Below are 12,209 nucleotides of genomic sequence, written 5' to 3' on the forward strand. Positions count from 1 at the left end.
GTGGTGCCGCGTCGCCGGGTGTGGTGCGAGCACTGCGGCGGTCCCCGGTTGGAACGTCTGAGCTGGCTGGGGCGCTATCAGCGGCTGACCAACCGGTTGGCGGATGCCTGCAGTCAGTTGTTGCGTTCGGCCAGTATCCAGGCTGTGGCCGCGTTCTATGGCCTGGGCTGGCACACGGTGAAGACCGTGGACCGGCATCGCCTGGCGGCTTCGCTACCGGAGCCGGACTGGGCGTCGATCCGCTATCTGGCGATGGACGAGTTCGCCCTGCACAAGGGGCACCGCTACGCGACCGTGGTGATCGAGCCGATCCGGCGCCAGGTGTTGTGGGTCGGCGAAGGCCGCTCGCGCGAGACCGCGCGGGCCTTCTTCGAGCAGCTCCCCGAAGGCGTGCGCGAGCGCATCGAGGCGGTGGCGATCGACATGACCACGGCCTTTGAGCTCGAGATCCGGGCGCAGTGCCCGCGCGCCGAGATCGTCTATGACCTGTTCCATGTGGTCGCCAAGTACGGCCGCGAGGTGATCGACCGGGTGCGTGTCGACGAGGCGAAGCGCCTGGGCGACGACCGACAGGCCCGACGCGTGATCAAGTCCAGCCGCTGGCTGCTGTTGCGCAACCGGGCATCGTTGAACGCCGGCCAGTCGGTGCGCCTGGACGAACTGCTGCAGGCCAACCAAGCGTTACTGACGGTCTACCTCTTACGCGACGAACTCAAGCGACTGTGGTTCCAGCGCAGCCCCGAGCGGACGTACCAGGCGTGGCGGCAATGGGTGCAGCAAGCGCACGAGAGCGGAATCCAAGCCCTGCAGCGCTTCGCACGCCTGCTGGAGCCCTACCTGCCCGGCATCGTCTCGCGCTGCCGCCACCGGCTGAACACCAGCGTCGTCGAGGGCATTAACAACACGATCAAGGTCATCAAGCGTCGGGCCTATGGCTACCGCGACCAGGACTACTTCTTCCTCAAAATCCGCGCAGCCTTCCCCGGTAATGCTCGATGAACCAAAATTGAGTGCGGATAAACCCTCGGCAATACGTGGATCGGAAGGCATTTGAAAGACAAACCCCTGCCGTTTTGCCCCTCTTCTGCCTGCTGGCTGACCGCATGGCTGGCCAGCGGGATGCTGCTTGTTGGCTGCGCCGGCGGGCCGCCATCGGCAAAGCCACCCGCCGCCACGGGTGCCGCGCCGCAGGAGCAGCCCGCCGCCGCGGCAGACGGACCCGCGGAGGGGTTCGCCAGCCTCCGGGACGAGATCCACTACTACCTCGAGCGCCTGTCGGATCGCGCGTTCACCGAGACCTACGGGGGCGAGGAGCATCCGCGTACCTGGTACACCGCGGCCGAGGCGCTCGGCCGGATCGGTGCGCCGGCGGTCCCGCATCTCGTGCCCTACCTCGATTCCGATGACCCGTGGGAACTGAAACTGGCGCTGTACGCCCTGATGCTGGCTTCGCAGGATCCGGCGGTGACCTCGCAAACCGGGGGCGAGTACATCCGCCTGGGAACCGTCCTCGACGAACGCGAGAACGTGGCCAACCGGGCCCTCGCCCGCGACTGGTGGGAACGCTGGGGCCACCTCTGGGATTAGCAAGCGCATCCGCGCTCGAACGAGCAACACGGCACGGGTGACGAAGCGCTTACTGGATAGACGATACGGGACCGACATGGCAACGCCCCCGCCAGGGTCAGCGCGACGCGGTGTCCGACACACGCATCAACGCACAACACGCGTTCGGCAAGCGCAGGAGGCCCGAATGGGAATATCGGCGCGGGCAGTGGCGAGGTCCAGGCGCTGCTTGATGATGGTGGCCTCCTCGTTGCGTCCGAGGCGCATCAGGCACTCGTGGTAGCCGTGCAGCGCCCAGACGTTATCCAGATGCTGGTACGGCCGCGGTAGCGCGGAGTCAAAGCCGAGGTCCTCACGGTATAGCTGCGCTGCCGCCGCGACCTCGCCCTGTTCCAGAAGCAACGCGCCACAGGCGTGGCGAGTCGGCTGCATCCACCCCCAGGGTTCGTCAAAGGGAAGCCCATCGTCCTGCTTGATGGCCTGGCGCAGGAAGGCGAAGGCCTCGTCGTAGTTGGCCTTGCGGTACTCCAGCTCTCCGTTCAGCATCGCACGGGCGATCGCGAGAATATCGCGGCAGCGATTGTTGAACAGGTAGCGAGTGTCGGGCATGCATGCCGCGGCGGCCTCGAAGCGCACGCGCTGTTCCTCGCCCTCCTCGATGCGACCGGTGGCGGCGTTGGCCACGCCCTTCGCGTAGTGGGTCAGCGCGGTGCTGAACGCATACAGCTCGGGGTCGGCAGGCAGCGGGGTGTCGATCAGTTCCTGCCAGCGCCCGAACCGCACCATTACGTGCAGGTGCATCGGCACGAAGGACTCCAGCCAGTCGGCCATTGGTGGCGATTCGATCCGCAGAAGGGCCTCCGGAATGGTGGCGCGCAACCCCTCCGCTGCCTCGCACGCGTCAGTATATCGGCCTTGGAACATCGCGCCGTACAGCTTGAAGTGGTAGTTGTGAGAGCGGTAAAGGGTGTAGAAATTGATGGCGCCTTCGCGCTCCAGATACTTGCTGTCGGCCGCGATTGCCTCATTGTTGATCCGCACCACGTTGTCGTACTGACCGCACAGCACGTCGATGTGCGAGGCCATGTGTTGGAGGTGGCCCGCGTCCGGCACCAACCCACGCAGCCGGTCGCAAACCCGCAGGGCGCGCTCCGGGTGCGGCGACATCTCCATCAGGTGTACGTAGTAGTGGAGGATGCCGGGGTGCCTGCGCGCCTCTTCGCGATAGAGCGCAGTCTCCAGCACCTCGGTGGCCTCGACCGTGCTGGCACCTTCCGCCGGGGCGTTGGCCTTCAGGTCCCACAACTGCCAGGGAGTGCGGTTCAGCAGGGCCTCGGCAAACAGGGCCACCACATCGAGGTCTTCGCCGTGTTCGCGGTACACCGCGCGCATGGCATCGGCGTAGTCGTCACTCCAGCGCTCGAGTGCGCCCACAGCTGGCGGCTCTGCCGTCTGGCAGCGTACCTGCAGCGCGTTGATCAGCGCCTGCTCCACCGGACTGCTGGTGGCAGCCTGCTGCGCCCGGGCCAGTGCCGTCGATCCGCGTGACAGGGAGTCTGCCAGCTCCGAATCGGCGAACGCCTCCCACGGCTTGTTGTAGTTCGGGCCAAGCGCCCAGGCGATGCCCCACCACGCCATCGCGCACTCGGGGTCATGCTCAATGGCCGTTTCGAAGCAACGGATGGCCTCCTCGTGGTTGAATCCATAGCCCCACAAGAGCCCGCGATTGAACCAGAGCCGAGCCTCCGGCGACGGTGAAGAAATACCCCGACGGTAGGGCCCAAGGTCGTAATAGCGTTCCATGATCCGCCTCCAACATCGTTCCGGATCATTACTTCAGATCATAGGCAGAAGAGACCAGAGCTGCTGCCGGTAGACGCCGGGCCGGAAGAAGGCGAATGCCACGGGTGGCTCCCGGATCGAATCTTGGCCGTTGCCTCTCCCTGCGCGACCGTAAGGAGACCAACTTCGTGGCACTTCGGCCGATTGCCACGGCCTCTGCGAGGCCTCGCAATGACGTTGCCCTGGCGTTTCGGCACGTGGGGAGATGAGCGCCCTGCCCTCGCCATCCGGGGCTTGTTGGGCCATGCTCCATGCTGCGGGCAGATGAAGACGGGGCCCGTGTCGCGGCGCCGGGCAGGAGCCGTTACCTCGAACGACAAGGAGCATGCGCATGAACCTGGAGAAGGTGATCTTCGGCTTTTTCATCATCCTGGCGTTCACGCTGAACTTCGGGTTCTTCCTCGGCGAGATCGATGATCCGGCGCACCACAATGTGTACGAGCTGTTCGCAGCCATCGTGGTAAACGTCATCGCGACGGCCCTGAAGCTGGGGGACCGGACGCAGACCGGGGCATTGCTACTGGCCAGTTCGCTGGTCGCGGTGCTGCAGTTGATCGCGGCCGCGGCGGTATGGGCCTATGCGAGCCACGTGCATGCCGGGGGCATGGATGCGATGTTCATGGCCAGCATCGTCTCCCTGGCGGGCGGGGCCATGGTGGCCAACCTGATCTCCGTACTGCTGCTGATCGCGGATACGGTGGCGCTGCGCCGCTGACGGCGGCCGCGAGCGCTACAGACACCACGAGCCGTGGGCCCCACGATCAACAAGGTGCTGTTCCTGTTCCTGCGGCGCATGCGGGCACCCCTGCTTGCGCTGACGGCGGCCTACGCGATCTCCGTTCTCGGCCTGGTGCTGATACCCGGCGTGGACGATCAAGGGGAGCCCTGGCGCATGGACTTCTTCCATGCCTTCTACTTCGTGACCTACATGGCCACCACCATCGGCTTCGGCGAGATCCCCCACGCCTTCACCGAGGCGCAGAGGATGTGGACGGTGGTTGCCGTTTACCTGTCGGTGGTGGCCTGGCTGTATGCGATCGGCAAGATCCTCGCACTGATCCAGGACCCGGCCTTCCGCCTGGCCGTCAGCCAGCATGCGTTCGACCGCACGATCCGCAAGCTGCAGCGACCGTTCCATATCGTGTGCGGCTATGGCGACACCGGGGCCCTGGTGGTGCGCTCCCTGCTCGGGCGCAATGGCTTTGCGGTGGTGATCGACCAGAACCCGGATCGCATCAACGAGCTGGTCCTGGAGGATTACCCGCTGCAGATCCCCGGTCTGTGCGCGGATGCCAGCATCGCCAATCGCCTGCTTGATGCCGGGCTCCTCAACCCGCACTGCCAGGGTGTGGTGGCGCTGACCAGCGACGATGCGGTGAACCTGCGGATTGCCATTGCCGCCAAACTCCTCAACCCGGAGCGCCCCGTGATCTGCCGTGCCGAGAGCCACGACACAGAGAAGAACATGGCCTCGTTCGGGACTGACCAGGTCATCAACCCGTTCGACATCTTCGGCCAGCGCCTCGCCCTCGCGCTGCATTCCCCCGCGCATCACCTGTTGCACGAGTGGCTTGGGAGCATCCCCGGGAGCCCGCTGCCGATGCCGATCGACCCGCCCTGCGGGCGCTGGATCCTGTGCGGCTTCGGGCGCTTCGGCAAGGCCGTGCATGCCGGGCTGATCCAGGAGGGCGTGGAGGTAACCCTGGTGGAAACGGACCCCGAGGGCGCGGACTGTCCGCCCGACTGCATCAAGGGCCGCGGCACCGAGGCGGACACCCTGCACGAGGCCGGCATCGAGAGCGCCTCCGGGATCGTGGCCGGAACCGGCCGCGACGACTACAACCTGTCCATCGTGATGACCGCGCGCGAGCTGAACCCGGACCTGTTCATGGTCGGACGCCAGAACCGCGAGTGCGATTCGCTCCTGTTCGCGGCGGCCGACCTGCCGCTGGTGATGCGCCACGACCGGGTGATCGCCGAGGCGATCCTGGCCCATCTGACCTCGCCGCTCCTGCCGCGCTTCCTGGAATTGAGCCGCAACCAGACAACCGACTGGGCGAACGAGCAAGTCAGCTCCATCACGGCCGTGGTCGGCGACCGTGTGCCGGCCATCTGGACCGAGCAACTGGACGAGGGGACAGCTCCGGCCCTCCTTGCCCATCTGGAGCAGGAGCCGGTGACCCTGGGCCAGTTGCTGCGCGCCGACCATCCCGTGCGCCAGCGACACGCCTGCATTGTGCTGCTACTACGGCGCGAAGCCGGCGGCGAGGATATCCTCGCGCCCGACGACAACACGCCCCTGCAACCCGGCGACCACCTGCTGTTCTGCGGCCGCTTCGCGAGCGCCCTCACCATCTCGCACACCCTGCGCGACCCCCACGCCCTGCGCTACCTGCTGACCGGCGAAGATACCCCGGAAGGCTGGATCTGCCGTGCCCTTCGCGCGGCCCGCAGACAACCGGCCTGAGGCACGCAAGGCAGACCCGCCAGCACGCAAGTCCGTAAACGCGCATCGACAGAGGCAAACGGTTGGGGACCGATACCGTTCCGCCCCCACACCCGGTCATCCCGCACACCGCAAAGCGAAAGCGGTGAGCCAGAACCTCCTCGCCGGGGCTCTTCAACCCGGAGATCCCGGCTCTGCGCTGCGCTCTGGCCCGGATGACGGGATGTGTTTTGTCGCGAGTGACCGTGCCAGGTGTTGCCTTACCCCCAACCAAGCGAATCGGCACCCAGGCCACGAGTGAAAAAGAGGTGCCCCCGCGGTTCCAGGCGTTGTTCGTGGCGGACCGAAGGCTCCCGGCATAATGCCCGCGCAGCAATCAGGAACGACCGCTGAACAAGGTAGACCGTCCGATGGCGACCGTGAAAAGTACCTGTTACGAGTGCGATGCCAACTGTGCCATCGACGTCACCCTGGACGCCGTCGGCGAGCCGGTCGCCATTGACGGCCCCGATTGCCCGCGCTGCTACGTCCAGCTCGACCGGCGCAACCATCCGGAGCGCTTGCTGTACCCGCTGCGGCGAACGGGCCCGCGCGGCAGCGGCCAGTTCGAGCGCATCTCCTGGGACGAGGCACTGGACACCATCGCCGAGCGCCTGCGCGCCACCCGCGAGGAACACGGGGCCCCGGCGGCGGCCTTCTTCGCCGGCTATACCAAGGAGGCCCGGCCGCAGCTCCAGCGCCTGGCGCATGCCTTCGGCTCGCCCAACTACCTGACCGAGAGCGGCTGCTGCTTCTCCTCCACCAAGGTGGCGGAGGAGGTGACCTTCGGCACCAAGATCAAGACCTCGTCCACCGTCGCCTCGGATGCGACGCGCTGCCTTCTGGTGTGGTCCACCAACCCGCGCGGTTCCATCCCGCCGTTCCACCAGCACCCCCTGGCTGAAGCCCGCCCGGGCTGCGCGACCGTGGTGGTGGACCCGCGGGTGACCCCGCTGGCGGAGCAGGCCGAGGTACACCTGCAGATCCGCCCGGGCACCGATGGCGCGCTGGCGCTGGGCATGCATTACCTGATCTTCGAAAACGGCTGGCAGGACCAGGCCTTCCTCGACGAATGGGGCAGCGGCGTGCAGGCCTTCCGCGACTACGTGGACGAATTCCCGCCGGAGCGTGTCGCACAGATCTGCGGCATCGACGCGGCCGATCTGCGCCGCGCCGCCGAGCTCTATGCCGCCAACGCGCCGGCGCAGATCATGCTTTCGCCCACCGCCACCGTTCAGCACAGCAACGGCTTCCAGAACCACCGCGCGGTGATCCTGCTGGCCGCGGTGGCCGGCAACATCGACCGCGAGGGCGGCAACCGCTTCTTCAACGACAAGGTCACGCCGAAGCCGATCGACCTGTTTGACCACTGCCGCGAGAACCTGCCGCCGCGCATCGGCGACGAGACCTTTCCGGTATGGACGGCCCACTGGCCGGCGGCGCAAAGCATGCTGCTGCCGGATGCCATCCTCGAGGGGCAGCCACAGCCAGTCCGCGCCCTGCTGGCGATGGGCATCAACACCGCGATGTGGCCGAACTCGAAGCGCATGGAACAGGCGCTAGGCGCGCTGGATTTCTTCGCCGCCTCCGACTTCTTCCACAACCCGGCCACGCGCATGGCGGACATCGTGCTGCCGGCCGCCACCAGCCTGGAACGCGCGGCGCTGATCGCCTACCCCGGCTGCAACTTCCGCGGCGAACTGCGCTACCGCCACGCCGCCGTTGCCCCGCGCGGCGAGGCGCGCCCGGATGGCGAGGTATTCCTGGAGCTGGGCGTGCGCCTGGGGATGGCAGAGCAGTTCTGGAACGGCGACCTGGAGGCCAGCTGGGCCGAGGCCGCCGAGGGCATACCGGAGACCATCCGCGAACAGGTCTATAACGACCCGGACGGCGTCACCGTGTTCGCCAAGGCGCTGGACGACATGCTCGAGTACGGCTTCGAGGAAGGCGACCGCCAGTACCGGATCAACGGGTTTCGCACGGTCAGCGGCAAGGTGGAGTTCGACGCCGCGGAACTGCGCGCGGCCGGGCACGACGGCCTGCCGGTCTACCGTGAGCCGGCGGAGAGCCCGATCTCCACGCCGGAGCTCGCCCGCGACTATCCGCTGGTACTGACCAGCGGCGCCCGCCACAAGCACGCCACCCACTCGCAGCACCAGCACCTGGAGCGCATGCGCCGGGCGATGCCGGAGCCGCTGGTGGAGCTGCACCCGATGGATGCCGCCGCGCGCGGGATCGTCAACGGCGACACGGTAGAGGTGCGCTCGCCACGTGGGCGCGTGGCGTTCGTGGCCAAGGTCACGGACCGCATCAAGCCCGGCGTGGCGCACTGTCAGCACGGCTGGAACCACGCCAACGTGAACGAACTGACCGACGACCGCGCGCTGGACCCGATCAGCGGGTTTCCCGCGTTCAAGTCGCTGCTGTGCGAAGTGGAGCGCCTGGCGGCGGGCCACGCAACGCGCCAAGCGGAGGCCGGGTAGTGCCGTTTGTCGGTGTCCTCCCCGAACGCGAGCATCTCTTCCGGCCCGAGCCGTGCCGCGAGGTGGCCGTGTCCGACGCCGCCGCCTGGCGGCTCAATCCGGACCACCGGCATGTCTATGACAAACTGCATCTGGCCCTGGATGCCGGACTGACCGCCGCGCCCTGCGGCGTGGCACCCACGGACCTCGGCATCGCGGCGGACGCCGAGGTGTTCGTCAAGCCGATCACCAACCTGGCCGGCATGGGGCTGAACGCACGCACCATGCCGGCCGGCGACGTGCCGGCAGAGCCCGGCAGCTTCTGGTGCCAGCGCCTGCAAGGTACCCACACCAGCACCGACTGCCTGGTGGAGAACGGCGCGGCCCGCTGGTTTGCCCACACCCGCGGTTCGGAGGCGAAGGACGCCGCCCGCCCGATCTACTGGGAGATCGGCGCCGCCGCGCCCGAGATCGAGCCCTGGATCGCCGACTGGGTACGCCGCAACCTGGCCGGCTACAGCGGCCTCTGCAACATCGAACTGATCGGCGGCCGGCCGATCGAGGCCCACCTGCGCGGCTCCAACGGCTTCTTCGACTTCTACGGCCCGGAGTTCATTCCAGCCTGGGTCGCGCTGGCCGACGGCGAGGCGTTCACCCCGCCCCCGCCCATCCCCGGCGGCTTCGTGATCTCGGTGTTCGGCAACGCCGACCTGCGGGATGACGACTTCCGGGCCGCCGAGGCGGCCGGCGTGAACCTGCAGCCCGATCCTTCCACCCCGGGCCGCGCCGCCATCCTGCGCTGCCGTGACCGCGAGGCCGGCTTCGCCATCTACCGACGACTCACCGGGCACACGCTGTAGCCAAGGCGCACCGCTTCCGGGGCTGGCGCAATACCAGGATCAGGCGTGACAGGTCGAGACAGGGCAAAGGGTTGGGACCGTCCCCATTCCGCGCCCCCCCTGCGTCATCCCGGACACCGCAACGCGGTGAGCCGGGATCTCCGCCGCCTCTCCAGCCCGAAGATCCCGGCTCTGCGCTCCGGGCCGGCGAGGCTGGCGGCCACGCCGGGGCGTTGCCCGACGGCTCGCTCAGCGCACGGAGAGCCGCATGCTCATGGCGTGGGTTGCGCCCGCAGCAAGCGGGTAGGCATCGTCCAGGGCGTTGGCGACTTCGACGCAGACCGTCTTGCGGTACTGGTCGTCGGGCATGTCGGCGAACGACTGGACACCTTCCGGGCCGGGGTTCCAGAGCACGCTGCTGGCGCTGTTCTCGCGTTCGATGACGATCTCGCGCGCGTTGCCCCGATCCTCGATCACGAGCGTGCCCGGGTGGCCGACGAACACCTGCTCCATCGGGGTCGTCATGGCGACCTCGCCGGACTGCGTCCCGCGTTCGCCGTCCGCCAGCTTGTCGATCCGCATGGTTCCGTCCAGTCCGCGCACCACCAGGCCCTCGGCCTCGCCCACGCCGAAGTAGGTGTGGAAGGCCTCCGACACACGCCACTCGCGCTTGCTGCGATTCTCGCCCTCCAGCGTCATCTCCAGGGTCTCGCCCAGGGTGACGTGCAGGCGCAGCGAGAACTCCAGCGGCCAGGCCTTGCGGATATCGTCGCCGGGGGTCAGCACGAACACGACGTGCGTGGCCTCGCCGACCGATTCCACGGACTCGACATCCCAGAACGCATAGCGGGCGATCCCGTGACCCTTCTTGTATTCGTCGCTCGGGTCGGGCCCCAGCGCGGCCGGATCGTACGGGCCAAACCATGGCCAGCAGACGGGGACCCCGCCGCGCACCGGTTTCTTGCCGTCGTACAACGCGGTATCGCTCACCCACAGCACGTCGGCACCACCCTTCGGGCGATAGCTCAGCAGTGTCGCGCCAAAGGTCGTGATCGTCGCGCTGCCGTGCGCGTTCTCGATATCGACCATCACAAGCGCATCCTGCTGGCGAAACCGCACTTCGGGATGCGGAAACTGTTCCGTGAGCGCTGCAACCGTCATCTGATCTCTCCTGTCCGACAAGGGCCGAAGCGTAGCAGACCCCGTGGTGCACCGAGTGCCTGCACGGGCGCCGGATCAGGTCGGGCCTTCTGCCCCGGCATTGCGACCGACCGGCGGCCCAGCACGCTCCGACCGATTGCCACGGCCTCTGCGAGGTCTCGCAATGGCCGGTGTGGGTACGGCTGTCAGGCGGGTAGCGGCAGCCGGCCCTGGTAGTGGAACTGGGTCAGGGGAAAGTCGTGCAGGGCGCCGTCGCGGGGCTTGAGGAAACGGACGTGGTCGGCGGTGAGCTGGCACAGCCAGGGATCCTGGCGTGTGGGTTTGTTGCGGGTAAACGGGCGCGCATTGAAGAGCCCGAGGTTCAGGCCGGCCTCGTGATCGCGTGCGGACGGGTATTCGAACAGGTCGATGCCGGCCTCGCGCAGCGCGGCGCCCAGGGCCTGGGTGGCCTGATAGTCGGCGGGATGACGCAACAGGTCCGCGTGTTCAGCGAACGGGGGCTGATGGAGCTGCAAGCCATTGGGGCTCTGGTAGCGTGCGGCGAACAACGTGTGCTGGGTATCGAGCTTGCGCGGTGGCGGGGTCGCCATGCCATGCCAGAACACAAACCGGTAGTAGGCCGCCTCGGCGAGGACCGTGCGCTCGCGCAGGGCGCCGTAGAACAGGCTGGGTTCGTGGCGACGGCCGAAGCGCGATCCGTGACGTAGCGGCGGGTAGCGAAACGGCGTCGCCAGCAGGTAGTGCAGCCGTTCCGTACCCGGGCGCCGGGGCGGCTTGGTCGCCTCCAGCATCTCTTCCAGAACGGCCTGGCGGTCGAGCGAGCTGACGATCTGGTTGGTGGCGACCTGCTCCTGGCTCTCCACCAGGCGCAGGACCTCCCCCCTCAGCGTGACACGCGGCGCCGCTTCGACCAGGGCATCCCAGTCCGGCATGTCAGGTTGCCCTCATAGCTTGCCGCGGATCGCATCGAGGTACTCCAGCACCCCCACCAAACCCTGAACCGTGCGGATCTGCTCGGCGGGCACCCCTCCGGTGTGGTGGTTGTGCGTCTGCATCCAGTGTTTCATCGCACCGACATCCCCGCCGGTGAGGACATAGAGCGCGCGATAGCAGCGAATCAGCAACAGCGCCAACTCACCCGGCTTGCTGGCCGGGTCGATGTTGCCCCGACTGATATCCGTGCGCCCGCGCCCGACCACCTCGCCCAGCTCCGCCTGGGTCAGGCCCAGCGCCTTGCCGGCATTGACCAGCGCCTCGCGCAGGACCTCGGAACGTTCCGGGGCCAGAAGCTCTGCAGTGCTCATGGCTCACCTCCAGACAAACCGTATTAAGCACATACTAGCACTCCATGTGCATACTGCACATTCCAACCCTGCGCGACCTTTGGCCATCCGGTACCGCACGCGCCCATCAGTCCGACAGCGCGAGACGCAACCGCGTGTTCGAGTGCTACGATCGGCGCGACGGATTCATTACGCCCCGCCCCAGACTCATGCAGGTCGGGGCACCACCGGAGAGGACTCCATGCTGATCACGCTGCTGTTGATGATTGTGTTGCTGCTGGTGGCGGGCGCCTTGCTGATCTGGCAGGCAAGCATCATCTTCAGCCTGGAGATCGCGGACGGAACGCTACGGGTGCGGCGCGGCGACCCGCCGATGCACTTCGAACATACGGCGCGGGATATCGTCCGCCGCTACGGCATCGGGAACGGTCGCCTGACCGCCATTCGCACCGGCAAGGGTTTGCGCCTGCGCAGCTCGTCCTCCATACCGAAGGAGGCGCACGGTGAGCTGCAGGCCGCACTCCAGCGCGTAAAGGTGGGCCAGAAGCGCCGCAAGAAGCGCCGGTAACGC

The 12,209-nt window shown here is 67.3% G+C and carries 11 protein-coding genes; 7 read left to right on the forward strand and 4 right to left on the reverse strand.

Annotation, left to right across the window (positions count from 1 at the left end):
• Together D579_RS0110980 and D579_RS0110985 are read left to right on the forward strand one after the other, a co-directional pair.
• A partial coding sequence (locus D579_RS0110980) for an ISL3 family transposase (RefSeq protein ID WP_018952049.1) occupies positions 1-999 on the forward strand: 999 nt, incomplete at its 5' end.
• 120 nt (positions 1,000-1,119) lie between these two features.
• Positions 1,120-1,587: a HEAT repeat domain-containing protein gene (locus tag D579_RS0110985; protein WP_018952050.1), complete on the forward strand. Its 468-nt coding sequence runs from the start codon at positions 1,120-1,122 to the stop codon at positions 1,585-1,587.
• 126 nt (positions 1,588-1,713) lie between these two features.
• On the opposite strand, the gene D579_RS0110990 is transcribed toward D579_RS0110985, so the two are convergent.
• Positions 1,714-3,369, reverse strand: coding sequence for a tetratricopeptide repeat protein (locus D579_RS0110990; protein WP_231373001.1), 1,656 nt, complete (start codon positions 3,367-3,369; stop codon positions 1,714-1,716).
• Positions 3,370-3,739: 370 nt separating this feature from the next.
• Between D579_RS0110990 and D579_RS0110995 the strand changes: the two genes are divergently transcribed.
• The 4 genes from D579_RS0110995 (at position 3,740) to D579_RS0111010 (ending at position 9,215) form a co-directional block, all read left to right on the forward strand.
• Positions 3,740-4,123 (forward strand): DUF6394 family protein, encoded by a 384-nt coding sequence (locus D579_RS0110995; RefSeq protein ID WP_018146378.1) that lies wholly within the window; start codon positions 3,740-3,742, stop codon positions 4,121-4,123.
• A 33-nt stretch (positions 4,124-4,156) separates the two neighbouring features.
• Positions 4,157-5,875, forward strand: a complete 1,719-nt coding sequence (locus D579_RS0111000; protein ID WP_018952052.1) for a TrkA family potassium uptake protein — start codon at positions 4,157-4,159, stop codon at positions 5,873-5,875.
• A gap of 389 nt (positions 5,876-6,264) precedes the next feature.
• Positions 6,265-8,376, forward strand: a complete 2,112-nt coding sequence (locus tag D579_RS0111005) for a molybdopterin-dependent oxidoreductase (RefSeq protein WP_018952053.1) — start codon at positions 6,265-6,267, stop codon at positions 8,374-8,376.
• Complete coding sequence (locus D579_RS0111010) at positions 8,376-9,215, forward strand: hypothetical protein (RefSeq protein ID WP_018952054.1); 840 nt, start codon at positions 8,376-8,378, stop codon at positions 9,213-9,215. The genes D579_RS0111005 and D579_RS0111010 overlap by 1 nt, the downstream gene beginning before the upstream one ends.
• Before the next feature lie 228 nt (positions 9,216-9,443).
• Here D579_RS0111010 and D579_RS0111015 read toward each other — a convergent pair whose 3' ends face one another.
• The 3 genes from D579_RS0111015 to D579_RS0111025 all read right to left on the reverse strand — a co-directional run bounded on the left by D579_RS0111015 (position 9,444) and on the right by D579_RS0111025 (position 11,659).
• A complete protein-coding gene (locus D579_RS0111015) occupies positions 9,444-10,355 on the reverse strand; it encodes a D-hexose-6-phosphate mutarotase (RefSeq protein WP_018952055.1) in 912 nt (303 codons plus the stop codon).
• A 185-nt stretch (positions 10,356-10,540) separates the two neighbouring features.
• On the reverse strand, positions 10,541-11,287 hold the full coding sequence (locus D579_RS0111020) for an RES family NAD+ phosphorylase (protein WP_018952056.1): 747 nt from the start codon (positions 11,285-11,287) through the stop codon (positions 10,541-10,543).
• A 12-nt stretch (positions 11,288-11,299) separates the two neighbouring features.
• Positions 11,300-11,659: an MbcA/ParS/Xre antitoxin family protein gene (locus D579_RS0111025; RefSeq protein WP_018938814.1), complete on the reverse strand. Its 360-nt coding sequence runs from the start codon at positions 11,657-11,659 to the stop codon at positions 11,300-11,302.
• 220 nt (positions 11,660-11,879) lie between these two features.
• Between D579_RS0111025 and D579_RS0111030 the strand changes: the two genes are divergently transcribed.
• Positions 11,880-12,206, forward strand: coding sequence for a DUF3634 family protein (locus D579_RS0111030; protein WP_018952057.1), 327 nt, complete (start codon positions 11,880-11,882; stop codon positions 12,204-12,206).
• Positions 12,207-12,209 lie beyond the last annotated feature (3 nt).

The sequence above is a fragment of the Thioalkalivibrio sp. AKL12 genome, from assembly GCF_000377925.1.
GTDB lineage: Bacteria > Pseudomonadota > Gammaproteobacteria > Ectothiorhodospirales > Ectothiorhodospiraceae > Thioalkalivibrio > Thioalkalivibrio versutus.

Excerpts from the sequence above, each read along its gene's own strand:
- D579_RS0111030 (WP_018952057.1), top strand. The coding sequence starts at position 11,880 with ATGCTGATCACGCTGCTGTTGATGATTGTGTTGCTGCTGGTGGCGGGC.
- D579_RS0110985 (WP_018952050.1), top strand. The coding sequence starts at position 1,120 with ATGCTGCTTGTTGGCTGCGCCGGCGGGCCGCCATCGGCAAAGCCACCC.
- D579_RS0111015 (WP_018952055.1), bottom strand. The coding sequence starts at position 10,355 with ATGACGGTTGCAGCGCTCACGGAACAGTTTCCGCATCCCGAAGTGCGG.
- D579_RS0110990 (WP_231373001.1), bottom strand. The coding sequence starts at position 3,369 with ATGGAACGCTATTACGACCTTGGGCCCTACCGTCGGGGTATTTCTTCA.
- D579_RS0111020 (WP_018952056.1), bottom strand. The coding sequence starts at position 11,287 with ATGCCGGACTGGGATGCCCTGGTCGAAGCGGCGCCGCGTGTCACGCTG.
- D579_RS0110995 (WP_018146378.1), top strand. The coding sequence starts at position 3,740 with ATGAACCTGGAGAAGGTGATCTTCGGCTTTTTCATCATCCTGGCGTTC.
- D579_RS0111025 (WP_018938814.1), bottom strand. The coding sequence starts at position 11,659 with ATGAGCACTGCAGAGCTTCTGGCCCCGGAACGTTCCGAGGTCCTGCGC.
- D579_RS0111005 (WP_018952053.1), top strand. The coding sequence starts at position 6,265 with ATGGCGACCGTGAAAAGTACCTGTTACGAGTGCGATGCCAACTGTGCC.